We start from the raw sequence: 21,282 nt of genomic DNA, 5'->3' as shown, positions 1-21,282 counted from the left end.
ACGTGAGATGGATTCATCAACTTTCGGCGTTGCGGCCCGCGCCGGTGGATTCGCGCACGATCAACTCCGGCCGCAGGGATACCGGAGCGATCGGGGCGGCCTCCGTGCCGATAGCGACGGACAGCGCGCTCATCGCCTGTCCGCCCAATTCCGCGATGTTCACGCGCACCGTGGTCAGCGACGGTTGCACGTAGCGAGAGAGCGGGATGTCGTCGAATCCGGCCAGCGCGACTTGTCCCGGCACGCCGATGCCCGCCTGCTTGAAGGCGGACAGGCAACCCAAGGCCATCATGTCGTTGGCCGCGAACACCGCATCGGGCAATTGCCCGGAGGCGATCAACGCCTGTCCGGCCTCGTGGCCCGAGGCTTCGTTGAAATCGCCGGGCAGGATCCGCGGCTCGGCGCCGGGCAGACGTTCGGCCAGCGCGTCGATGTAGCCGCGCCGGCGCTCGCTCGCGTCGAAGTTGTCTTCCGGGCCGGCGATGAAGGCGATCCGCTTGCGCCCGGCTTCGGCCAAGTGCCGCATCATCGCCACCGCGCCGCCGTAGTTGTCGACGCTGAGCGAAGCCAATCCCGCCTGCGGCAGATGGGTGTTCATCAGCACGGTCGGCTGGGTCGGCGACAGGTTGTCGGTCAGGTGGCCGGAGTCGCCGATGTAGGGCGACATCAGCAGCAGGCCGTCGACGCGCCCGCGCATCGCGCGCAGCGCCGCGCCCTGCTCTTCCGGATTGCCGTGGTAGCTGGAGACGAGCAAATGGAAGCCGCGCTCGCGGGCGACCTGGTCGACGCCGCGCATCAGTTCGGAGAAGAACTCGCCGTACAGGTCGGGCAGCACCACGCCGATGGTGTGGGTCCGGCGGCTACTGAGGCTCCGTGCCGCCGCGTGAGGGCTGTAACGCAGCTCGCTGGCGACGCGGATCACGCGCAGGCGCACCGCTTCGGCGACGTTGTGATGGCCGTTGAGCGCTCGGGAAACGGTGGCAACCGAAACGTTCGCCGCGCGCGCTACGTCTTTGATCGTCACGTTCACGCCTAGTACGCCCTCCGGCCGCGGGGTATCGATTCAATGTAAACGTTTACAACGCGCGATGTAAAGCAAGCGTTATGCTGCGACCGCACATCGCGCTTGAGTCGCATTTAAGGTGTTGCGCCGCAGCATTCGCAGCGACAATGCCTTAGCTCCTTGTAGGAGCGGCTTCAGCCGCGAGCTTTTTTTCTGAATCGCGGCGATGTTGCGATTTGAAAGAAAGAGCTCGCGGCTAAAGCCGCTCCTACATAAGCACTAAAGCCCGGCCTCTTCGGGAGTGCGGGCCCGCATCGACAAGGCATGGATATCGGTGGCCATCAAATCGCCCAATGCGGCGTAGACCGCGCGGTGACGCGCTAACGGCGCCATGCCGGCGAAGGCCGCGCTGACGATCTCCACATGGAAATGGCCGCGGCCGTCGCGCGCGCCCGGATGCTTGGCGTGGCGATGGCTGTCGTCGCGGATGTCCAGTTGAACGGGCGCCAGCGCCGCCTGTAGCGCTTCCCGGATCGCGTCGGCGCGCTGCTCGCGCGGGAGCGGGCCCGAGGTCACGGCAATACCGGCTTGAAAGGACGCACGTCGACGCGTTCGTAAACGCCCGCGGCGACGTAAGGGTCGGCTTCGGCCCAGGCCCGGGCTTCGGCCAGCGAAGCGAATTCGGCGACGACGATGCTGCCGCTGAAACCGGCCGGGCCCGGATCTTCGGCGTCGATCGCCGGACAGGGCCCGGCCAATAGCAGCCGCCCTTCTTCGCGCAGTGCGGTCAGGCGCGCCAAATGCTGCGGCCTGGCCTGCATGCGGCGATCCAGCACGCCCGCCCCGTCATGCCCTTCGATCGCGTACCACATGCTCGACGCATCCTCCGTTCATCGGACCTGAATTGTATCGGCGCCAACGGGCTGGACAGGGCCCAGCCCAGCCCTTACCCTTGATCCATTGCTCGAGGCCGGACGCAGCGGCCGACGCGAAACGGGACGACCAGCCCCCGGCGCTCGCATCGCTGCCCCCACCGGCCCAAGCCTGGACATCTCTTCCGACCGTCGTTCGCTCCGCCTTGCGTGGCGCGGCCGGCCGCGATGTTTGGCAGCTCCGACCGTCGCGTCCGGGAAATCGCGGCAGCCGGCAGTAACGATCCTCGCCGCGGCCAGCACCCCGGCAACCGTCCGTTCAGTGGCCCAAGGGGGCCGCTCCAGAAAATGACCGCAGAAACCGCGCCCGACGCGCCCCAGCCAAATCATGCGCCCGTCCACCCCCAGCAGCAGGAAATGCCGCTGGCGATGGTGCTCGGCCAGCCGGTGCTGCAGATGCCGCAGGATCTGTACATCCCGCCGGACGCGCTGGAGATCATCCTCGAGGCGTTCGAAGGCCCGCTGGACCTGCTGCTGTACCTGATCCGCCGCCAGAACCTGGACATCCTCGACATCCCGGTGGCGGAGATCACCCGCCAGTACGTCGACTACATTCAGGCCATGCGCGAGCTGCGGTTCGAGCTGGCGGCCGAATACCTGGTGATGGCCGCGATCCTGGCCGAGATCAAATCGCGGATGCTGCTGCCGCGATCGGCCGAAGAAGAAGGCCTGGAGGACGACCCCCGCGCCGACCTGGTCCGACGCCTGCAGGAATACGAGCGCTTCAAGCAGGCCGCCGAGGACATCGACGCCCTGCCCCGCGTCGACCGCGATACCACCGTAGTCAGCGCCTTCGTCCCCGACCGCGCCGCGGTGCGCCTGCCGCCGCCGGTGGACCTGCGCGAGATGCTGCTGGCCCTGCACGACGTGCTCAAGCGCGCCGAGCTGTTCACCGGCCACGCGATCAAGCGCGACGCGCTAAGCGTGCGCCAGCGCATGGGCGAGCTGCTGACCCGGCTGAGCGACGGCGCTTTCCACCGCTTCGAATCGCTGTTCGAACTGCGCGAGGGACGGCTGGGCGTGGTGGTGACGTTCCTCTCGATCCTGGAACTGGCCAAGGAACAGTTGCTGGACGTCGTGCAGGAAGCGCCCTTGGCGCCGATTTACGTTAAATCCCTCGCGATCGGAGATCAGGAAGACGGCAAGGCATTGGAGTTGTCGAGCGAATTCGACGACGACGCGCCGGCGGCGAACGACGCGGAGTGAGCGCGGAACTCCCCAACCGTCATCCCGGCGAAAGCCGGGACCCAGGGAATCCGGCGGAACAACAGAATCAGCGAAGCGGCGGATCCGGTTTCCGCCACGCGCGTACAAGAACCAAGACGCTGGATTCCCGCCTTCGCGGGAATGACGGCTAAAAGCAAAAAAGCAGCATCACGAAACGAACCCAGCAATCGAATACGAGATGGACCAACAACTCATCACCCGCATCGTCGAAGCCGCCCTGCTCGCGGCCAACCAGCCGTTGACGCTGGCGCAGTTGCACGCGCTGTTCCCCGAAGATCAGCCCGCGCCGGCCGACAGCGTCGAAAAGGCGCTGGAAACGCTGCTCGAACAGTCCCCCGGCCGCGGCGTGGAATTGGTGGAAGTCGCCTCCGGCTTCCGCTTCCAGGTCCAGGCCGACGTGCATCCGTGGGTCGCGCGGCTGTGGGCCGAGCGCCAGACCAAATACACCCGCGCCACCCTGGAAACCTTGGCGCTGATCGCCTACCGCCAGCCGATCACCCGCGGCGAGATCGAACAGATCCGCGGCGTGGCGGTCAACAGCAACATCATCAAGGCGCTGGAAGAGCGCGAATGGATCCGCGTCGTCGGCCATCGCGACATGCCCGGCCGGCCCGAACTGCTGGGCACCACCAAGGGTTTCCTCGACTATTTCGGCCTCAAGCGCCTGGACGAACTGCCGCCGCTGTCCGAACTGAAGGATTTCGGCGAACTGGAACCGCAATTGCAGTTGGAAGGCGAACCGATGCCTATCGGCGATGTCGCCGTCGCCGAGAACGGCGCGGATGCCGACGAAACGCCCGCGGACATCGACCCCGAACTCGCCGCGGAGACCGATCTCCACGAAGCGGACGGAACCGAACACGAACCCGACGTCGCCGACGAAAACTACGCCGACGATTTTTCCGACCACCCCGAATCGCAAGACGAATCGAACGACACCGCCCTCGCCGACGACGGCGACAGCGCCCGGAGTAAATGATGAGCGACCACGCTCCCGCCGATAACGGCAACCCCAGCAGCCGCAAGCTTTCCCTGAAGCGCGGCCCCGAACAAAACAACGACAACGGCCCGCGCCTGGAAGAGCGCCTGCACAAAGTGCTGGCGCAGGCGGGCCTGGGTTCGCGCCGCGCGCTCGAGCAGCGCATCGCCGACGGCCTGGTGAAGGTGAACGGCGAAACCGCGCAGACCGGCATGAGCATCAAGAGCGGCGACAAAGTCGAGCTCGACGGCCGCAGCTTCGTCGCCAGCGCGCTGACCGAACCGGCGCGCGTGCTGATGTACAACAAGCCCGAAGGCGAAGTCACCACGCGCGAAGATCCCGAAGGCCGCCCGACCATTTTCGAATCGCTGCCCGCGCTCAAAGGCGCGCGCTGGATCGCGATCGGCCGCCTGGACATCAACACCACCGGCCTGCTGCTGCTCACCACCGACGGCGAGTTGGCCAACGCGATGATGCATCCTTCGTTCGAGATCGAACGCGAATACGTCTGCCGCGTGCGCGCGCCCGAGGGCGAAGACGACGTGTCCGACAAGATCGTCGACCGCCTGCGCCGCGGCGTGGCGCTGGACGACGGCCCGGCCAAGTTCGACGAGGTCGAACGCATCGGCGGCACCGATTCGCACGACTGGTTCCGAGTACTGTTGAAAGAAGGCCGCAACCGCGAAGTGCGCCGCTTATGGGAATCGCAGGGCTGCCAGGTCAGCCGGCTGAAGCGCACCCGCTACGGCTCGGTGTCGCTGCCGCAACCGCTGCTGCGCGGACAATCGCAAGAGCTGGCGGCCGACAAGGTCGAAGCGCTGCGCAAGGAACTGAAGCTGGAAGAAGGCCCGCCGCCTGCGTTGACGTTGCAGCCGGTGATCGGCCAGCGCAAGGCCGCCAAGTCTACCGTGCACATCGCCGGCGAGCGTTCGCACGGTTACGTCGGCGGCCACAACACCGCCGACGAAGGCCGCGAACTGCGCCGCTTCGATCACGTCCGCGAAGATCGCGGCCGTGGACGCCACGGCAAGAAACCGCACGGCGGCTTGACGGTCAGCGGCGAAGCCGCGGCCAAGCAATCGCACAAACCGTTCAAGCAGCGCGCGCACAAAGGTCCCAAGCCGTTGCCGGAAGGCAACCCGGCCGCGTTCCGCACCTGGTACGTGCCGGAAGGCGTCGATACCGGCCCGTCCGGGCATCGCAACGCCGATCCGCAGCAACAGCGCCGTCGCGGCCCGGGCAAGCCGCACGGCGGCAAGCCCGGCGGCGCGCGCGGTCCGGGCGGTCCGGGCGGCGGCAATCGTCCGTTCCGCGATCGCAACGAAGGCGGTTATCAAGGACAAGGCGAACGCGGTCCGCGCCGCGAAGGCGGATTCGGCCCACAAGAACAACGCGGCGGCCCGCGCCCCGCGCGCGGCCCGGGGCAAGGACAAGGCCAGCGCGCGTCGCGGCCTTACGGCCATCCCGGCAATGCGCCGAGCTTTCCGTCGGATCACGCCAATCCGGGCAGCTTCAATCCTTACGATCGACCGCGCGGGCCGCGGCCCGCCGGCGGTAATCGTCCTGGCGGCAATCGCGGTCCGGGACCGGGCGGTCCGCGCGGCCCGCGTCCGGGCGGCGGCAATCGCGGCCCGCGCAACGGCGGCGGCGGGCACGGCGGCAATCGCACTTAAGAAAAAGCCGGCTTGCGCCGGTTTTTTTCTTACAGCTCGCTCTCCCACCAGGTGAAATCGCACATGCTTGCGCGCCACGGCGCGCGTGCGATTGAACGCCCGCGCCGCTGGCGCGGGCTGGGGCGCGGAGCGAGGGTTGGGGTGAGGGTTCGGCGAATCGACGCCATTCAAGCGCGCGTCGTACTCCGAACCCTCATCCGTCCTTCGGGCACCTTCTCCCGATGGAGAAGGAAGCGCGCAACCTGCTTACGGCTTGCTCAGCTCGAAACGTCCGATATCCACGCCGAGGTTCACGCCCTCGCCCGTGCCGGCCAGCGCCAACGACACCGTGCCCTTGGTCAGCACTTGCGCCGAACCGGTCTTCACGATGCCGGCGTTCGCTTCGGCTTGCGCATAGCCGCCGAGCACGTCGTTGATATTGTGCACGTCGGTGAAGCGGCCCTTACCGTTGTCGATCTGCCATTTGCCGGCGGTCAGGCCCAAGGCCTGCGCCTTGATCTTCACCGGCATCGACTTGCCGTTCGCGCAAGTCACGGTACCGCTGCCGGTCGCATGCTTGTAGACCAAGGACCAACCGTCGAGCTTGTAAGCCAACTTGCATTCCATGTCCGCGCCGGCGGCGATCGCGCGCGGCGAGCACGACAGGCCCAATGCGAACGCGAGCGCGGTCAAGGCCGGAATCATCGTGTGCTTGTTCAATGCCTTCATCGGGATCCTCCTCTCGGAAACCGCGCCCATTGTCGCGATGCGCAGGGAAGAACCGGTGACGACGGACGCCCCAGCCTGTCGGGGGACTGAACGCGGACTCAGGCGGAGCCGTTTTGGTGCACTTCCAGGATCTCGTCCAGCCACAGGTAGTGGCTCAGTTCAGGATCGCGCGCATCGTCGATCCGCACCTGCGCGTTGACGCCCTCCTCTCCTTCACCGTCCTCGAAGATCTGCACGACCGGGCGCGTCGACACGACGCCGCGCAGTTTGCTGCCGTCGATCAGCACCAGTTCCACCTTGGCCTCGTCCGGCAGTTGTTCCGCCCGCGATTCGAGCAGTGCGATATCGGCCTGATCGGTGTACACGCAATCGGCGAACTTGCCCATGGCATCGGCCTCCGTCTGGACCGTTTTCAGCATTGCCCCGATGGCGTAACGGGGAAGTGAGGCGCCCGTTAGCGCAGCGTGGCGTCAGCGCTTGCGGGAGGGGCTTCAGCCTCGACACGAGTCGCAGCATCATGCGTCGGGGCTGAAGCCCCTCCCACAAGAGCGGGACGCTGCGGACTTCGCGCAGGCTTCACAGAACGGCCATCCTGCGCACGCCTCGGGCTACGACACTGGCGCGGATTTCCAGCGGCGCGAACGATGACGAGAACGGGAACATCCGATTGGGACATGGTGGTGGTCGGCGCAAGCTTCGCGGGCGCCGCCTGCGCGCTGGCGGCGGCGCAATACGGGTTGCGCGTGTGCGTGCTCGAGCGCAAGCGCGACCCGGGCATCAAACTCCACACCACCGGCATCGTCGTCAAGGAAGCGGCCGAACGCACCTGGCTCAATCGCATGCCGTCCGTTTTATACCAACGGATCGCGGGGGTGCGCTTGTACGCGCCCAATCTGCGCAGCGTGTCGCTGCAGGCGCCCGATTACTACTTCCTGACCACCGACACGCCGAACCTGATGCGATGGTTGGCGGAGGAACTGCAAGCGCAAGGCGTCGATCTGCAATTGCAGCGTTCCTTCGTCGGCGCCGAACGCGACGGCGAAGGTTGGCGCATCGAAGGCGTCGGACGCGCGCGCTATCTGATCGGCGCGGACGGGGCGAAATCGCGCGTCGCCCAATGCGCCGGACTCGGCCGCGTGCGCGACTTCCTGTACGGCGTCGAATACGAATTCGCCGACGCGCGATTGAGCGAGCCGGAAGCGCTGCATTGCTTCATCAGCAAACGATTCGCGCCCGGCTACATCGGCTGGGCCACGCAGAACCCGACCGGCGTGCAGATCGGTCTGGCGCTGCGGCACCGCGACGCGGCGACGCGCAGTCCGGACATCGACGCTTTTTTGGCCCGGATCCGGCCGCTCGTCGGCTTGCGCCAAACGAAGCACACCGCCGTGCGCGCCGGACTGATTCCCTGCGGCGGGGCGGTCACACCCTTGGCCGCGCCGGGCGTGATTTTGACCGGCGATGCGGCCGGCATCGTGTCCCCGGTCACCGCCGGCGGCATCCACTCGGCCTGGCGGCACGGTTGGGCCGTCGGCGAAGCCGTCGCCAAGCGACTGCGCGACGGCGGGCCCGCGGCGGAACGCGTCGCGGCGGCCGCCGCTCCACGATTCCGCATCAAGCGCGCTTTGCGCTGGGCCTACGACCATGCGCAGATGGACTGGCCGGTGAATCTGGGCCTGGGTTCGGCGCCGATGCGCTGGGCCGCCGGGCGGGTCTATTTCGGCACGGGGCGCCGCGAATGCGGCTAGTCGCTCACGCGATCGTGAAGGCGTCGCCGTCGAGCATCGCCGGGAAGCGCTCGCGGTGCGCGGCGAGTTCGTCGGCCAGCAAAGTCGTGGTGACCACGACTTCCTCATCGGTGCATTCGCTCACTGGATGTCCCAGGAAATCGATCACGGCGCTATCGCCGGAATAATGCAATCCGTTGCCGTCGGTGCCGACCCGGTTCAAGCCGGCGACGTAGCACAGGTTTTCGATGGCGCGGGCGCGCAGCAGCGTTTTCCAAGGATAAGCGCGCGCCGAAGGCCAGTTGGCGACGTACAGCAGCAAATCGTAATCCAAGCCGCCCTTGCGCTCGACGTCGTAGCGGTTGCGCGAAAACACCGGGAAACGCAGGTCGTAACAGACCAGCGGGCAGATCCGCCAGCCTTTCCATTCCACGGTCAGCCGCTCTCTGCCACCGGCGTAGCGCTCGTGCTCCTTGGCGTAACGGAAAAGATGGCGCTTGTCGTAATGCTTCAAGCCGCCGTCCGGCGTCGCCCACAGCAGGCGATTGAACACGCCCTGCGGCGTGCGCAACTGCACGCTCCCGGCGACGGCCGCGTCGAGTTTCTTGGCTTGCGCCTTGATCCAGGCCACCGTCGGCCCGTCCATGGTCTCGGCCTGGCCGATCGCCTCGTTGCTGAAGCCGCTGGTGAAGGTTTCCGGCAGCAGCACCAAGTCGGTGGTGCCGTGCAGCGGAGCGATGAGGTCGGCGTAGTAGTCGCGATTGCCCGCGGGATCGTGCCAGCGGGTGGCGCCTTGGACCAAGGAAATGCGCAGATTTTCCATATTCATTCATCGATTTGTGGGAGCGGCTTTAGCCGCGAGCTCTTTGCCGCAAGTTGCTGCGACCTTAAGGAAAGAGCTCGCGGCTAAAGCCGCTCCTACAAAGCCCGTTCCGACCAGTTCGGCTAAAGTTTTTGCAATCTTTCGATGGCCGCGTCCAACGTCGCTTCGTTCTTGGCGAAGCACAACCGGGCCAGACGCTGGCCGGCCGGCGGCGTTTCGTAGAACGGCGACAGCGGAATCGCGGCCACGCCCTTCTCGGTCGTCAGCCAGCGGCAGAAAGCCAGATCGTCCAAATCGCTCACCGCCGAATAGTCGACCAGCTGGAAATACCCGCCCGGCACCGGCAGCGGCGTCAATCGCGTGCTCGCCAGCTGTTCGCGGAAGCGGTCGCGCTTGGATTGATAGAACGCGCCGAGCCGTTCGTAATGCTCGGGTTCGGCGTCCAGCATCGCCGCGAACGCGTGCTGTGCGGGGTTGAACGTGCAGAACACGTTGTACTGGTGGACCTTGCGGAATTCCGCGCTCAACGCCGGCGGCGCGATGCAGTAGCCGATCTTCCAACCGGTGCAATGATAGGTCTTGCCGAAGCTGGACACGACGAAAGCGCGTTCGCGCAGTTCCGGGTAGCGCAGCGCCGATTCGTGCCGAGCGCCGTCGAACACGATGTGCTCGTAGACTTCGTCGGACAGCAGGAAGATGCCGGTATCGCGCAACAACGCCGCGATCTGCTCCATATCGGCGGCGGACAGCATCGCCCCGGACGGATTATGCGGGCTGTTGATCATCAGCATCCGCGTCTTCGGGCCGATCGCGGCGCGCACCTTCGCCCAATCCGGCGCGAACGTGCGCGGATCTAGCGGCACGTGCACGGCGCGTGCGCCGGCCAGGTCGATCGCCGGCTCGTAGCTGTCGTAGCAAGGATCGAGCACGACCACTTCCTCGCCTGGCCGCACCACGGCGGCGACGGCGTTGAAGATGGCCTCGGTGGCGCCGCTGGTGACCGTGATTTCCGCGTCCGCGTCCGGCTTGTGGCCGTAAACGCGTTCGGTCTTGCGGGCGATGGCTTGACGCAGCGCCGGCACGCCGGTCATCGCCGCATACTGGTTGTGGCCGGCGCGCATCGCTTTGTCGAGTTCTTCGATCAGGCGATCGGGCACGGCGAAATCGGGAAAGCCTTGGCCGAGGTTGACCGCGCCGTGTTCGGCGGCCAATTGCGACATCACGGTGAAGATCGTGGTGCCGACTTTCGGCAATTTGGTTTGCGGACGCATGGGGGATCCGGGCGGGTCGACGCGTCGAGTTTACGGATAGCGAGTGATCGGTTAAACCTTCGACATGCATCGAGAAGAAAACGAACGCGTCGTCGGATTGCTGTTCGCCTACCTGGCCGCGGACTATCGCTGGCAGCGCGACGGCCATTGGCACGGCCTGCGCATCGGCCTGCCCGCGCCCGGTCCGGAGCTGGCGCACCCGGATGCGGCCGAGTTCGCATTGTTGTCGGCCTGGGATCCGCAATCGGTGCCGCGTCCGGAACCGGTCAACCGCCGCGCCGACCAGGCGCTGCACGATGCGCTGCTGGCCAGCGGCCGGATCTTCGTGCCCGCGTTCTCCTCGGCCCCGGACCGGAGCTGGCGCGAACCCAGTTGGCTGGTCATGGATCTGGATATGGCGGATCTGGATGCGCTGGGCCGCCGCTTCGGCCAACTCGGCATGGTGGTCTGGCGTAAGGGCGAGCCGCTGCGGCTGCGGATGCTTTCGCCCCGCCCCGACGGCCTCGAAGACCCGCTGGGGCGATTGGCCTTCGTCGACTGGGTAGAATGAGCGGTCCGCCGCCCGTCGCGGCCTGCCGCCCACGATGACCGATACTCCGATCCCGCCGCCGCCCTTGCTGGCCGCCCGCGGCCTCAGCTTCGCGCGCAACGAAGAGGCGGTGTTCGGCCCGCTCGATTTCGCCGTCGACGCCGGCGAAGCGCTGCTGGTGCGGGGCGACAACGGCGCGGGCAAGACCACTTTACTGCGGGTATTGGCCGGACTGCTGCGCGCCGAGCGCGGCGAAGTCGACATCGACGGCCATCGCGCCGGCCACCACGACCGCAGCCGCGCCATCGCCTATCTCGGCCATCTGCCGGCGCTGAAAGCCGATCTGACCGCGCTGGAGAATCTGCGCTTTTTATGCGGTTTGCAGGGCCAGCGTTCGCGGCAGACGCTGGAAGGCGCGATGAACATCGTCGGCCTGTCCGGTTACGAGGATGCGCTGTCGCGGCAGCTCTCCGCCGGGCAAAAGAAGCGTTTGTCGCTGGCCCGGCTGTGGTTGTCGCCGGCGCCTTTGTGGCTGCTGGACGAGCCTTACGCGAATCTCGACCTGGACGGCATCCATCTGGTCAACCGCATGATCTCGGCGCATCTGCGCGAAGGCGGCGCCGCGCTGGTGACCACGCACGGCGCCTACGCCGCGCCGCCGGTGCGGACGCGGGAATTGGTGTTGGGGGGCGGCGATGCTTGATCCATCGTCGATACTCTTTCATCCGTCATCCCGGCGAAAGCCGGGATCCCGGGTTTTCGATGCGCCGAAAAATCGCCGGATCGCCTGGATCCCGGCTTTCGCCGGGATGACGGACAAGGGGTGGTGCCCATGACCTCCCCCACCTTGTCGCAATCCGCCCGCGCCCTGCTCGCCCGCGACTTCCGCTTGCTCTGGCGCCGTCGCGGCGACGCTTTGCAGCCCGCCTTGTTCGCGCTGCTGGTCGTCGTGCTGTTCGCATTGGCCACCGGCGGCGAGGCGAACGCCTTGGCCAAGATCGCCGCGCCTGTGCTCTGGCTCGCTTCTCTTCTCGCCGGGCTGCTGGCCCTGGACACCCTGTTTCGCGGCGACGCCGAGGATGGTTCGCTCGAACAATGGCTGCTGGCGCCGGTGCCGCTGGCTTGGCTCGTCGCGGTGCGCGTGCTGGCGCATTGGGCGACCACCGCGCTGCCGCTGCTGGTCGCCGCGCCGCTACTGGCCGAATTGCTGCATCTGCCGCGCGCGCAGTTGCCGACGCTGATGGCCTCGCTGGCCCTGGGCACGCCTCTGTTGAGCCTGATCGGCGCCGTGGTCGCCGCTTTAACCGTCGGCATGCGCCGCTCCGGTATCCTAGTGGCTCTGCTGGCGCTGCCTTTGTACGTGCCGGTGCTGGTATTCGGAGCCGGCAGCGTGGCCGCGGCCGGGCAAGGCCTGGACCCGAGCGGCGCGCTGCTGATGTTGGCGGCGGGCCTGGTGCTGGCGCTGGTGCTGGCGCCGATGGCGGCGGCGGCGGCGATCCGGATCGCCTTGAGTTGAATTAGAAGAATGAATCCTGTCGTCCGTTGGTTCCATCGACTCGGCTCTCCGCCCTATTTCGACCGCTTCGCGGCGCGCTGGGCGCCTTGGGCCTATGCCTTGGCGCTGCTGACGATGGCTTACGGCCTGTGGGGCGCGCTGTTCGTGGTCCCGGCGGACTACCAGCAAGGCGACAGTTTCCGGATCCTGTACGTCCATGTGCCCAGCGCGTGGATGAGCCTGTTCGTATTCGCGCTGATGGCTTTCTATGCGGCGATCGCGCTGATCTGGCGGATCAAGCTGTGCGAAATCCTGGCGATGGCCTGCGCGCCGATCGGCGCGGCGTTCACCGTCGTCACCTTGGCGACGGGTTCGATCTGGGGCAAGCCGATGTGGGGCACCTGGTGGGATTGGGATCCGCGCCTGACCACCGAATTGGTGCTGCTGTTCCTTTACTTGGGCGTGATCGGCCTATACCGCGCCATCGACGACCGACGCGCCGCGGCCCGCGCCGCCGGCTTGCTGGCGATCGTCGGCGTGGCCCTGCTGCCGGTGATCCGCTACTCGGTGGTGTGGTGGAACTCGCTGCACCAGGGCCAGACCATCAGCCTGTTCGGAAAATCGACGATGGACGCGAGCATGGTGCAGCCGCTGATCTGGATGATCGTGGCGACCAAGTTCTGGTTCGTCGGTTCGCTGCTGATGCGCGCGCGCGCCGACAATCTGGAACGGGAAGCCGGCAAGGACTGGGTGCGGCAGCTGGCGGGAGGCGCGCGATGAGCTACCAGAATTACGTCTTAGCCGCGTACGCCGTGTTCGCCGCCGTGCTGCTGTGGGATTTCGTCGCGCCGAGGCTCGCGATCCGGCGTTTCCTGCGGGCGGCCAAAATGCGCGCCGCGCGCAATGCGGCGCCGGCCGATAAGAATGCGCCGCTCGCGCGCGAATGACGGCTCAATCGATCAAGAAGAATATGCACCCCACCCGCAAACGCCGCCTGCTGTTGATCCTGGCCTTGGTCGCCGCCGCCGCCGCCGCGACCGCGCTGGTCGCGCTGGCTTTGCAGCGCAACGTCGCCTACTTGTACACGCCTTCCGAAGTGCTGAAGGGCGAAGCCGGCGAACACGCGCGATTCCGCCTCGGCGGCATGGTCCAGGCCGGTTCGTTCCAGCGCGCTCCTGGTTCCATGGAAGCGCACTTCACGGTCGACGACGGCGATGCCACGCTGCCGGTGGTCTACACCGGCATCCTGCCCGACTTGTTCCGCGAGAAGCAGGCGGTGATCGCCACCGGCCGCATGCAGGGCGATACTTTCGTCGCCGAACAGGTGCTGGCCAAGCACGACGAAACCTATATGCCGAAAGAAGTGGCCGACAAGATGGGCGCCGCGCACAAGAAGCACGACGTGAAAACCCCCGCCGACGCGAAGGCGCAATAAGCGGTGCTGCCCGAACTCGGCCAAATCGCGCTGATCCTGGCGATGCTGATCGCCGCCGTGCAGGCGGCGCTGCCGCTGGCTGGCGCGCAGCGCGGCATCGACGCCTGGATGTCGGTCGCCCGGCCCGCGGCGTATGCCCAACTGCTTTTGGTCGCCGGAGCGTTCGCGATCCTCACCTACGGTTTCGTATCGCAGGATTTCTCGCTGCAGTACGTCGCCGAGAATTCCAATTCGCTGCTGCCCGTGGTCTATCGCTACACTGCGGTGTGGGGCGCGCACGAAGGTTCGCTGCTGCTGTGGGCGCTGATCCTGGCGCTGTGGACCGGCGCGGTGGCACGCTTTTCGCGGGCGCTGCCCGCGCAGGTGATCGCGCGCGTGCTGGGCGTGATGGGCCTGGTGTCGCTCGGCTTCCTCGCCTTCCTGATCTTCACCAGCAATCCCTTCTTGCGCCTGCTGCCGGCCGCCGCCGAAGGCCGCGATTTGAACCCGCTGCTGCAAGACCCGGGCATGATCATCCATCCGCCGATGCTGTACGTGGGCTACGTCGGCTTCGCGGTGCCCTTTGCGTTCGCCATCGCGGCCCTGCTCGACGGGCGCATCGATGCGCGCTGGCTGCGCTGGACGCGGCCCTGGACCAACGTCGCATGGGCTTTCCTTACCGTCGGCATTGCGCTCGGCAGTTGGTGGGCCTATTACGAACTCGGTTGGGGCGGCTGGTGGTTCTGGGATCCGGTCGAAAACGCGAGCTTCATGCCTTGGCTGGCCGGCACCGCGCTGCTGCATTCGCAAGCGGTGACCGAAAAACGCGGCAGTTTCGCCAGCTGGACTTTGTTGCTGGCCATCGCCGCGTTCTCGCTGTCCTTGCTCGGCACCTTCCTCGTGCGTTCCGGCGTGCTGACCAGCGTGCACGCCTTCGCCGCGGATCCGTCGCGCGGCCTGTTCATCCTGATTTTCCTGGGCACCGTCATCGGCGGTTCGTTGTTGCTGTACGCGCTGCGTTCTCCGACGGGCGAAGACGGCAAGCCGTTCGCCGCGAGCTCACGCGAAACCTTGCTGCTGGCGAACAATCTGCTGCTGGTGGCGGCCTGCGGCATGGTGCTGCTCGGCACTTTATATCCGCTGCTGGCCGACGCGCTGGAGCTGGGCAAGATTTCGGTCGGCCCGCCTTATTTCTCGCTGTTGTTCGTGCTGCTGATGGCGCCGCTGGTGTTGTTGCTGCCGTTCGGGCCGCTCACCCGTTGGCAGCGCGAGGACGTCTCGCGTCCGGTGAGGCTGCTCGCGCCGTGGCTGGGTTTGGCGGCCGTCGCCGCCATCGCGGCTTTCTTCTTCGCACCGCAAGGTCCGCTGAAAACCGCGGCGGGCATCGCCGGCGCCGCTTGGATCGGCGCGGGCACGCTGCGTTTCGCGTGGACGCGTTTTTCCGGCGCGGGGCAGCGCTACACCGCCGAAATGCTGGGCATGACGCTGGCCCATTTAGGCATCGCGATCTTCCTGGTCGGCGCGTTGTTGACCGAAAGCCTGAGCCGCCAAAGCGAACTCGCACTGGCGCCGGGACAGAGCGTCGAACTGGGCCGCTACGCGTTCCGTTTCGACGGCGCGGCGCATTCGGAAGGCCCGAACTACGTCGCCGACCGCGGCACGGTGCAGGTGCTGCGCGACGGCGCGCCGCTGACCGTGCTGCATCCGGAAAAGCGCAGCTACGCCAGCGGCGGCCAAGTGATGACCGAAGCCGACATCGCGCCCGGCGCTTTCGGCGACCTGTACGTCGCGCTCGGCGAACCGCTGGGCAACGGCGCTTGGGCGGTGCGCGTGCACGTCAAGCCGTTCGTGCGCTGGATTTGGACGGGCGCGGCGTTGATGGCGCTGGGCGGGCTGGTGGCGGCGTCGGACCGTCGATTCCGCGTTCGCGCCCGTCGGCCCGACGAAAGCCCGGGTCCGGAGACGGAGACCGCACGCGCGCCCCGCATTCCGCATGACGAACCCGCAAGAGCGAACGCATGAAACGCTGGCTGCCCCTGATCGTTTTCGTAACCCTCGGCGCCCTGCTCGCCGCGGGTGTCTGGCTCAGCCGCAAGCCCGATCGCGACGCGCTGCCTTCGCCTTTGATCGGCAAGCCCGCGCCCGCTTTTGACTTGCCGCTACTGCACGATCCCGAACATCGCTTGTCGTCGAAGAAATTGCGCGGGGCTCCGTACGTGATGAACGTTTGGGGCAGTTGGTGCGCCGAATGCAGGGTCGAACATCCGGTACTCACTCGGTTCGCCGAAACCAAACGGGTACGCGTCATCGGCTACAACTGGAAAGACGAACGCGCCGATGCGCTGCGCTGGCTGGAACAGTTCGGCAATCCGTTCATGGCCGTAGTCGCCGATACCGAAGGCAAGACCGCGATCGATTGGGGCATCTACGGCGCGCCGGAAACCTTCCTGGTCGACGGCAAGGGCATCGTCCGCTGGAAGCACGTCGGCCCGCTGACCGATACGGTGGTGATGGAAGAGTTGCTGCCGGCATTGGAAGCGGCGGAGAGCAAACGTTGATGCATGGGTCGGCTTTTTTTTGTGGGAGCGGCTTTAGCCGCAAGCTCTTTTCCGTTCGGTCGCGACCTGCGGGGAAGAGCTCGCGGCTAAAGCCGCTCCCGCAAAGAGCGTTCGCGGCATTCTTGGCGTTATGGTTGACGCTCTGCGCGGCGCCCGCCTTAGCCCAAATCGCCAGCGACCCCACCCCGCTCAAATTCCAAAACGCCGCCGAGGAACGCCGCTTCCACGATCTGGCCGCCGAACTGCGCTGCGTGATGTGCCAGAACCAGTCGCTGGCCGATTCCAACGCGATGATCGCCTACGATCTGCGCGCCGAAGTCCTGCAGCTGATGCGGCAAGGCAAATCGGACGCCGAGATCAAAGCCTTCCTGGCGCAACGCTACGGCGACTTCGTGCTGTACAAACCGCGCGTCGAATCCAAGACTTGGCTGCTTTGGTTCGGACCGGCGCTGTTGCTGGCCATCGGCGGCTTCGCGGTCTACCGGATCGTGCGTTCGCGCAGCGCCGGCGCGCCGGTTTCGCGCGACGACGATCAGGAGTGGTGATGACGGTCTTCGCGATATGCGCGGCGCTGCTCGCGATCCTGACGCTCGCCTTCGTGCTGCGCCCCTTGTGGCGCGCCCGCCCGCTGCCGGCAGCGGCCTTCGCGGGCACGCTGCTGCTGGCCACTTTCGTTCTGTATGGACTGATCGGTACGCCGGCCGCGCTGAATCCTTCCGCACGCGCCGCGCCGGCGACGATGGACGCCGCCATCGCCGAACTCGAAGCCGAATTGCAACGCGATCCGCGCCAAACCGACGGCTGGCGTTTGCTGGGCCGCGCCTATCGCGAGCAGCAACGCCCCGTCGACGCGCGCAACGCCTACGCCCGCGCCGCGGCCTTGGCGCCGGACGACGACGACATCCAAGTCGAGTACGCCGAAGCGCGCGCCCTGGCCGACCCGCAGCGCCGTTTCGACGACGAAGCCGTGGCTGCGCTGCGGCGCGTCCTGCAGCGCGCGCCGCAGCATCAACGCGCGCGCTGGTTCCTCGGCATCGCTCAGCGCCAAGCCGGCGATGCGGCCGCCGCGGCGCGCACCTGGGAACCGCTGCTAACGGTAGTCGATGCCGCCACCGCCGCCAGCTTGCGTCCGCAGATCGACGCCGCCCGCGCCGCAGCGGGCATGCCGCCGTTGCCCGCGGCGCAAACGGCGAGCCCCGCGCCCGCCGGCGCGAACGCACTCACGGTGAAAGTCGCGCTGGACCCGGACTTCGCCTCGCGTGTCCGTTTGCGCGGCGACGCCAGCGTGTTCGTGATCGCACGCAAGCCCGGCGGACCGCCGATGCCGGTCGCGGTCGAGAAGCGCGCTTTGCAAGAAATGCCGCTGACCGTAACCCTGGACGACGCGGACGGACCGATGCCGACCCAGAAGCTGTCTGCGCTGAAAGAAGTGGAAGTGATCGCGCGCCTGTCGGCCAGCGGCAATGCGATGCGGCAGGAAGGGGACGTCGAGTCGAAGCCGGTGCGGGTGGCGCTGCCTGCGAAACAACCGGTCGAACTCGTCATCGGCGCGGCCGATCGGTAACGTAGAGGTCCCATGACCGAATTCATCCCGCCCGGCACCCGCTTCATCGACCTGCCCTCGCCGTTCCCGATGAAGCGCGGCGGCGAGCTGCGCGGCGCGCGTGCGGCCTACGAAACCTGGGGCGAATTGAACGCCGCGCGCGACAACGCGGTGCTGATCGTCACCGGCCTGTCGCCCGATGCGCATGCGGCGGCCAACGCCGGCAATGCCGAACCCGGCTGGTGGGAAGCGATGCTCGGCCCCGGCAAGCCGATCGACAGCAACCGCTGGTACGTGATCTGCGTGAATTCGCTCGGCAGCTGCAAAGGTTCGACGGGACCTGCCTCCGCGAATCCGGCGACCGGCGAACCTTATCGCCTCGCCTTCCCCGAACTTTCCATCGAAGACGGCGCCGACGCGGCCGCGCACGTAGTGCGCGCGCTGGGCGTGCAGCGGCTGGCGTGCGTGATCGGCAATTCGATGGGCGGCATGACCGCGCTGGCGCTGCTGGCGCGGCATCCGGGCATCGCCCGCAGCCATATCAACATCTCCGGCGCCGCGCGCGCGCTGCCGTTCTCGATCGCGATCCGCTCGCTGCAGCGCGAGGCGATCCGGCTCGATCCGAAGTGGAACGACGGCGAATACGACGAAGCCAACTATCCCGAGAGCGGCATGCGCATGGCGCGCAAGCTCGGCGTCATCACCTATCGCTCCGCGCTGGAGTGGGACGGCCGCTTCGGCCGGGTGCGGCTGGATTCGGACCGGCGCGACGACGAAGATCCGTTCGGCCTGGAATTCGAAGTCGAAAGCTATCTGGAAGGCCACGCGCGCCGCTTCGTGCGCCGCTTCGATCCCAACTGCTACCTCTATCTGAGCCGCTCGATGGACTGGTTCGACCTGGGCGAGTCCTGCGGCGGCAGCGCCGACGACGGCCTGGCCCGGATCCGGGTGGACAAGGCGCTGGCCATCGGCGTCCACACCGACATCCTGTTCCCGGTGCAGCAACAGCAGCAGATCGCCGACGGCCTGCGCGCCGGCGGCAACGATGCGGCGTTTCTGGCCCTGGAGTCGCCGCAGGGGCACGACGCGTTCCTGGTCGATATCGCCCGTTTCGGCCCCGCTGTTTCGGGTTTCCTGGCGGCGCTGTAGCCCGTTCCCGGGGGCGAGCCGTTTCCGGATAACGCCGGGCCCATCCCGGGGTTAGAATGCCTCCATGAACGCCACCTCCGACTGCCATTCCGTCGATTTCCGCGGCCGCGACAAGCTGGTCGCCGCGGTCGATGCCGCCGTCGCCCAAGGCGACGAACATGCCGTCACCGCCGCACTGCGTAATTGCCTGTGCGCGATGATCCGCGACCCGGACGTGCAACTGCCCGATTGCGTGCACGACCCGATCGACGACCACTACGCGCGCCGCGAGATCTACCGCAGCCCCGAGCACGGCTACAGCGTGGTGGCGATGACCTGGGGACCCGGCCAAGGCACGCCGATCCACGACCATTCCGGCCTGTGGTGCGTCGAAGGCGTGTGGGACGGCGAGCTGGAGATCACCCAGTACGAATTGCTGGAGCGCGAAGGCGACCGCTTCCACTTCCGCGCCGCGGGCGGCATGCACGCCGGCCCCGGCAGCGCCGGCAGCCTGATTCCGCCGCATGAGTACCACACCATCTGCAACGCCAGCGCCGACCGCGTCGCCGTGTCGCTGCACATCTACAAGGCGCCGATGGAGTATTGCTCCAAGTTCCAGCCGCAGTCGGGCGAGTGGTACCAGCGCATCGACAGCGAATTGCGGACCGACGAAGCGGCTTGATCCGGCAGTCTCCGCCGCTCGCGGCGGATGCAGTCCAACGCCATCCGAACAGGTAGCCCGATGCTGACCGATCTGCTGCTGGCCGCGACTCATCACCTGCTTTTTTTCGGCTTGGTCTCGATGCTGGTCACCCAGTCGGTGCTGCTGAGCCGGCCGATCGACGCCTCCGCGCTCAAGCGCCTGAGCGGCGTCGACCGCGGTTACGGCATGGTCGCCGTCTTGTTGCTGATCGTCGGCTTCAGCCGCGTCTTCCACGGCATCAAGGGCTACGACTTCTATATGCACAACCCCTGGTTCCACGCCAAGGTCGGGGCTTTCCTGCTGGCGGGCATCCTGTCGATCTGGCCGACGATCCGTTTCCTGCGCTGGCGCAAAGCGCTGAAGGCCGATCCGGCTTTCGTTCCGGGCGAAGCCGAAGTCGCCGGCCTGCGCCGGATCGTGCGTTTCGAGCTGCTGCTGATCGCCGTGATCTTCGTCTGCGCCGCGGCCATGGCCCGTTATGGCGGTTTTTGAACCCTCTCCCTTGCGGACGGGGGTGGGTGAGGGTCGCCGCAAACCTCCCTACTCCGCTATACTTTGCGGCCGCGCCGAAGTGGCGGAATCGGTAGACGCAGCGGACTCAAAATCCGCCGCCCTTAAAAGCGTGTGGGTTCGAGTCCCACCTTCGGCACCAACTTGTTTTCAGCAGCGGATCGTTCGATAAGCGATGCGGGCCAAGCTCGCCGAACTGCTCGACGCCATTCCCTCGCTCGGGCGATTGCCGCCCGAAATCCTTTCGCTCCTGGATCTCTCCGAACTGCGGGTGCCTCGCGGACGCGTGGCCGAAGCGCGGACGGCGCTGGAACGCGAGTTCGGTTGCCACGTCGTGGCTTACGAGCGTTCGCCCTCCGGCTCTGGCGATCCGGACGCGCTGCATCTTTGCCGTATCGCCACGGCAGCGCGCTTGACGCCGGATCATCTGGACCGGTTGTTGGCTGCGGAAACTTCGCTCGAAACCGAACGCATATCGTTCGTCGCCTACGAACGCCTCTCGCCTCGTTGACGCAAGCGCGTCTTCAGCGAAGCGAACGCTCGGGCACTACGGCGATCGCGTCGATCTCCACCATCGCCCCTTCTTTGACGAACCGCTTCACTTCCACCAGCGTGCTCGCCGGAGGATTGCGCGAATCGATGTACTTGTCGCGCGCCTCGCGCAGCGCCTTCAATTGGTCCATGTCGGTGACGAACATGTTGAGCTTGACCACATCCTTGAACGTGGCGCCGGAGGCCTCGAGAGCGGTCTTGAGATTGGCGAAGACCTGCCCGGCCTGCGCGGCGAAATCGCCATTGCCCACCAGGTTGCCGTCCTTGTCGAGCGGCAATTGGCCGGAAACGTAGAGCGTGCGGCCGGCGGAAACTTCGACGGCGTGGGAGTAGCCGTTCGGCTTGGGCAGGTTCTGCGGATTGACGTAACGGGCGGATGAATCGGCCTTCTGCGCATAGGCGAAGGGAGCCGACGACAAAGCCAACATCACGGCCGCAGCGCGGCAAACACATCGCATCCCGACTCTCCTCGCGACCGGATGCGGCGATTCTAACCCCGCTCGCGCG

The 21,282-nt window shown here is 66.7% G+C and carries 25 protein-coding genes, 1 tRNA gene and 1 pseudogene; 19 read left to right on the top strand and 8 right to left on the bottom strand.

The window, feature by feature from the left end; genetic code table 11:
- Positions 1-16: 16 nt before the first annotated feature.
- The 3 genes from FCE95_RS02055 to FCE95_RS02045 all read right to left on the bottom strand — a co-directional run bounded on the left by FCE95_RS02055 (position 17) and on the right by FCE95_RS02045 (position 1,875).
- Positions 17-1,024: a LacI family DNA-binding transcriptional regulator gene (locus FCE95_RS02055; protein ID WP_223266745.1), complete on the bottom strand. Its 1,008-nt coding sequence runs from the start codon at positions 1,022-1,024 to the stop codon at positions 17-19.
- A gap of 258 nt (positions 1,025-1,282) precedes the next feature.
- On the bottom strand, positions 1,283-1,579 hold the full coding sequence (locus FCE95_RS02050; RefSeq protein ID WP_137265328.1) for a BolA family protein: 297 nt from the start codon (positions 1,577-1,579) through the stop codon (positions 1,283-1,285).
- A complete protein-coding gene (locus FCE95_RS02045; RefSeq protein ID WP_137265327.1) occupies positions 1,576-1,875 on the bottom strand; it encodes a YciI family protein in 300 nt (99 codons plus the stop codon). Before FCE95_RS02045 ends, FCE95_RS02050 begins: the two co-directional genes overlap by 4 nt.
- 348 nt (positions 1,876-2,223) lie before the next feature.
- Here FCE95_RS02045 and FCE95_RS02040 point away from each other — a divergent pair, with 348 nt between their 5' ends.
- The 3 genes and pseudogenes from FCE95_RS02040 to FCE95_RS02030 all read left to right on the top strand — a co-directional run bounded on the left by FCE95_RS02040 (position 2,224) and on the right by FCE95_RS02030 (position 5,814).
- A complete protein-coding gene (locus tag FCE95_RS02040) occupies positions 2,224-3,141 on the top strand; it encodes a segregation and condensation protein A (RefSeq protein ID WP_137265326.1) in 918 nt (305 codons plus the stop codon).
- A gap of 199 nt (positions 3,142-3,340) precedes the next feature.
- Positions 3,341-4,066: pseudogene (gene scpB / locus FCE95_RS02035) on the top strand (SMC-Scp complex subunit ScpB); the annotation flags it as partial.
- A gap of 74 nt (positions 4,067-4,140) precedes the next feature.
- The gene (locus tag FCE95_RS02030; RefSeq protein WP_137265325.1) at positions 4,141-5,814 is read left to right on the top strand and encodes a pseudouridine synthase; all 1,674 of its coding nucleotides are present in this window, start codon (positions 4,141-4,143) and stop codon (positions 5,812-5,814) included.
- Positions 5,815-6,060: 246 nt separating this feature from the next.
- On the opposite strand, the gene FCE95_RS02025 is transcribed toward FCE95_RS02030, so the two are convergent.
- Positions 6,061-6,522, bottom strand: a complete 462-nt coding sequence (locus tag FCE95_RS02025) for a hypothetical protein (RefSeq protein WP_425481275.1) — start codon at positions 6,520-6,522, stop codon at positions 6,061-6,063.
- A 98-nt stretch (positions 6,523-6,620) separates the two neighbouring features.
- Positions 6,621-6,908 carry a DUF3247 family protein gene (locus FCE95_RS02020; RefSeq protein WP_137265324.1) on the bottom strand — a complete coding sequence of 96 codons (288 nt, stop codon included), beginning with the start codon at positions 6,906-6,908 and terminating at the stop codon, positions 6,621-6,623.
- A 258-nt stretch (positions 6,909-7,166) separates the two neighbouring features.
- Between FCE95_RS02020 and FCE95_RS02015 the strand changes: the two genes are divergently transcribed.
- Complete coding sequence (locus tag FCE95_RS02015; protein WP_137265323.1) at positions 7,167-8,270, top strand: NAD(P)/FAD-dependent oxidoreductase; 1,104 nt, start codon at positions 7,167-7,169, stop codon at positions 8,268-8,270.
- A 4-nt stretch (positions 8,271-8,274) separates the two neighbouring features.
- Here FCE95_RS02015 and FCE95_RS02010 read toward each other — a convergent pair whose 3' ends face one another.
- Positions 8,275-9,072, bottom strand: coding sequence for an amidohydrolase (locus FCE95_RS02010; RefSeq protein ID WP_137266409.1), 798 nt, complete (start codon positions 9,070-9,072; stop codon positions 8,275-8,277).
- Positions 9,073-9,194: 122 nt separating this feature from the next.
- Complete coding sequence (locus FCE95_RS02005) at positions 9,195-10,343, bottom strand: pyridoxal phosphate-dependent aminotransferase (protein ID WP_137265322.1); 1,149 nt, start codon at positions 10,341-10,343, stop codon at positions 9,195-9,197.
- Between the two features lie 64 nt (positions 10,344-10,407).
- On the opposite strand from FCE95_RS02005, the gene FCE95_RS02000 reads away from it, so the two are divergent.
- The 15 genes from FCE95_RS02000 to FCE95_RS01935 all read left to right on the top strand — a co-directional run bounded on the left by FCE95_RS02000 (position 10,408) and on the right by FCE95_RS01935 (position 20,734).
- Positions 10,408-10,893, top strand: coding sequence for a DUF3293 domain-containing protein (locus FCE95_RS02000; protein ID WP_137265321.1), 486 nt, complete (start codon positions 10,408-10,410; stop codon positions 10,891-10,893).
- A 34-nt stretch (positions 10,894-10,927) separates the two neighbouring features.
- Positions 10,928-11,575: a heme ABC exporter ATP-binding protein CcmA gene (gene ccmA / locus FCE95_RS01995; RefSeq protein ID WP_137265320.1), complete on the top strand. Its 648-nt coding sequence runs from the start codon at positions 10,928-10,930 to the stop codon at positions 11,573-11,575.
- Positions 11,576-11,704: 129 nt separating this feature from the next.
- Positions 11,705-12,388: a heme exporter protein CcmB gene (gene ccmB / locus FCE95_RS01990; RefSeq protein ID WP_137265319.1), complete on the top strand. Its 684-nt coding sequence runs from the start codon at positions 11,705-11,707 to the stop codon at positions 12,386-12,388.
- Positions 12,389-12,397: 9 nt separating this feature from the next.
- Positions 12,398-13,147 carry a heme ABC transporter permease CcmC gene (gene ccmC / locus FCE95_RS01985; protein WP_137265318.1) on the top strand — a complete coding sequence of 250 codons (750 nt, stop codon included), beginning with the start codon at positions 12,398-12,400 and terminating at the stop codon, positions 13,145-13,147.
- Positions 13,144-13,314, top strand: a complete 171-nt coding sequence (locus FCE95_RS01980) for a heme exporter protein CcmD (RefSeq protein ID WP_137265317.1) — start codon at positions 13,144-13,146, stop codon at positions 13,312-13,314. Before ccmC ends, FCE95_RS01980 begins: the two co-directional genes overlap by 4 nt.
- A gap of 23 nt (positions 13,315-13,337) precedes the next feature.
- Complete coding sequence (gene ccmE, locus FCE95_RS17010; protein ID WP_189644610.1) at positions 13,338-13,802, top strand: cytochrome c maturation protein CcmE; 465 nt, start codon at positions 13,338-13,340, stop codon at positions 13,800-13,802.
- Between the two features lie 3 nt (positions 13,803-13,805).
- Positions 13,806-15,803: a heme lyase CcmF/NrfE family subunit gene (locus FCE95_RS01975; RefSeq protein WP_189644609.1), complete on the top strand. Its 1,998-nt coding sequence runs from the start codon at positions 13,806-13,808 to the stop codon at positions 15,801-15,803.
- Positions 15,800-16,339, top strand: a complete 540-nt coding sequence (locus FCE95_RS01970; protein ID WP_137265316.1) for a DsbE family thiol:disulfide interchange protein — start codon at positions 15,800-15,802, stop codon at positions 16,337-16,339. The genes FCE95_RS01975 and FCE95_RS01970 overlap by 4 nt, the downstream gene beginning before the upstream one ends.
- Positions 16,340-16,461: 122 nt before the next feature.
- Positions 16,462-16,884, top strand: coding sequence for a cytochrome c-type biogenesis protein (locus tag FCE95_RS01965; protein WP_223266744.1), 423 nt, complete (start codon positions 16,462-16,464; stop codon positions 16,882-16,884).
- The gene (locus FCE95_RS01960) at positions 16,884-17,903 is read left to right on the top strand and encodes a tetratricopeptide repeat protein (protein ID WP_137265314.1); all 1,020 of its coding nucleotides are present in this window, start codon (positions 16,884-16,886) and stop codon (positions 17,901-17,903) included. The genes FCE95_RS01965 and FCE95_RS01960 overlap by 1 nt, the downstream gene beginning before the upstream one ends.
- 12 nt (positions 17,904-17,915) lie before the next feature.
- Positions 17,916-19,031, top strand: a complete 1,116-nt coding sequence (gene metX / locus FCE95_RS01955; protein ID WP_137265313.1) for a homoserine O-acetyltransferase MetX — start codon at positions 17,916-17,918, stop codon at positions 19,029-19,031.
- Between the two features lie 64 nt (positions 19,032-19,095).
- Positions 19,096-19,692 carry a cysteine dioxygenase family protein gene (locus FCE95_RS01950; RefSeq protein WP_137265312.1) on the top strand — a complete coding sequence of 199 codons (597 nt, stop codon included), beginning with the start codon at positions 19,096-19,098 and terminating at the stop codon, positions 19,690-19,692.
- Positions 19,693-19,752: 60 nt separating this feature from the next.
- Entirely contained in the window at positions 19,753-20,205 is a 453-nt protein-coding gene (locus FCE95_RS01945; protein WP_223266743.1) for a DUF2214 family protein, read from the top strand.
- Between the two features lie 73 nt (positions 20,206-20,278).
- A tRNA-Leu gene (locus FCE95_RS01940) sits at positions 20,279-20,365 on the top strand.
- Between the two features lie 33 nt (positions 20,366-20,398).
- Complete coding sequence (locus FCE95_RS01935; protein ID WP_137265311.1) at positions 20,399-20,734, top strand: hypothetical protein; 336 nt, start codon at positions 20,399-20,401, stop codon at positions 20,732-20,734.
- 13 nt (positions 20,735-20,747) lie between these two features.
- On the opposite strand, the gene FCE95_RS01930 is transcribed toward FCE95_RS01935, so the two are convergent.
- The gene (locus FCE95_RS01930; RefSeq protein ID WP_223266742.1) at positions 20,748-21,233 is read right to left on the bottom strand and encodes a RidA family protein; all 486 of its coding nucleotides are present in this window, start codon (positions 21,231-21,233) and stop codon (positions 20,748-20,750) included.
- Positions 21,234-21,282 lie beyond the last annotated feature (49 nt).

The organism is Luteimonas gilva, assembly GCF_005239095.1.
In the GTDB taxonomy this organism is placed as follows: Bacteria; Pseudomonadota; Gammaproteobacteria; order Xanthomonadales; family Xanthomonadaceae; genus Luteimonas_C; species Luteimonas_C gilva.
The sequence above is the reverse complement of the archived record's forward strand: the minus strand, read 5'-3'. Positions and strand labels throughout refer to the sequence as shown.

Bases quoted from the DNA above. Each gene is read 5' to 3' on its own strand.
- FCE95_RS02025 (WP_425481275.1), bottom strand. From the start codon at position 6,522: ATGAAGGCATTGAACAAGCACACGATGATTCCGGCCTTGACCGCGCTC.
- FCE95_RS01970 (WP_137265316.1), top strand. From the start codon at position 15,800: ATGAAACGCTGGCTGCCCCTGATCGTTTTCGTAACCCTCGGCGCCCTG.
- FCE95_RS02040 (WP_137265326.1), top strand. From the start codon at position 2,224: ATGACCGCAGAAACCGCGCCCGACGCGCCCCAGCCAAATCATGCGCCC.
- FCE95_RS02015 (WP_137265323.1), top strand. From the start codon at position 7,167: ATGACGAGAACGGGAACATCCGATTGGGACATGGTGGTGGTCGGCGCA.
- FCE95_RS01950 (WP_137265312.1), top strand. From the start codon at position 19,096: ATGAACGCCACCTCCGACTGCCATTCCGTCGATTTCCGCGGCCGCGAC.
- FCE95_RS02010 (WP_137266409.1), bottom strand. From the start codon at position 9,072: ATGGAAAATCTGCGCATTTCCTTGGTCCAAGGCGCCACCCGCTGGCAC.
- FCE95_RS01960 (WP_137265314.1), top strand. From the start codon at position 16,884: ATGACGGTCTTCGCGATATGCGCGGCGCTGCTCGCGATCCTGACGCTC.
- FCE95_RS01980 (WP_137265317.1), top strand. From the start codon at position 13,144: ATGAGCTACCAGAATTACGTCTTAGCCGCGTACGCCGTGTTCGCCGCC.
- FCE95_RS02000 (WP_137265321.1), top strand. From the start codon at position 10,408: ATGCATCGAGAAGAAAACGAACGCGTCGTCGGATTGCTGTTCGCCTAC.
- FCE95_RS02045 (WP_137265327.1), bottom strand. From the start codon at position 1,875: ATGTGGTACGCGATCGAAGGGCATGACGGGGCGGGCGTGCTGGATCGC.
- metX (WP_137265313.1), top strand. From the start codon at position 17,916: ATGACCGAATTCATCCCGCCCGGCACCCGCTTCATCGACCTGCCCTCG.
- FCE95_RS01945 (WP_223266743.1), top strand. From the start codon at position 19,753: ATGCTGACCGATCTGCTGCTGGCCGCGACTCATCACCTGCTTTTTTTC.
- FCE95_RS02030 (WP_137265325.1), top strand. From the start codon at position 4,141: ATGAGCGACCACGCTCCCGCCGATAACGGCAACCCCAGCAGCCGCAAG.
- ccmC (WP_137265318.1), top strand. From the start codon at position 12,398: ATGAATCCTGTCGTCCGTTGGTTCCATCGACTCGGCTCTCCGCCCTAT.
- ccmB (WP_137265319.1), top strand. From the start codon at position 11,705: ATGACCTCCCCCACCTTGTCGCAATCCGCCCGCGCCCTGCTCGCCCGC.
- FCE95_RS01930 (WP_223266742.1), bottom strand. From the start codon at position 21,233: ATGCGATGTGTTTGCCGCGCTGCGGCCGTGATGTTGGCTTTGTCGTCG.
- ccmA (WP_137265320.1), top strand. From the start codon at position 10,928: ATGACCGATACTCCGATCCCGCCGCCGCCCTTGCTGGCCGCCCGCGGC.
- ccmE (WP_189644610.1), top strand. From the start codon at position 13,338: ATGCACCCCACCCGCAAACGCCGCCTGCTGTTGATCCTGGCCTTGGTC.
- FCE95_RS02005 (WP_137265322.1), bottom strand. From the start codon at position 10,343: ATGCGTCCGCAAACCAAATTGCCGAAAGTCGGCACCACGATCTTCACC.
- FCE95_RS02020 (WP_137265324.1), bottom strand. From the start codon at position 6,908: ATGGGCAAGTTCGCCGATTGCGTGTACACCGATCAGGCCGATATCGCA.
- FCE95_RS01935 (WP_137265311.1), top strand. From the start codon at position 20,399: ATGCGGGCCAAGCTCGCCGAACTGCTCGACGCCATTCCCTCGCTCGGG.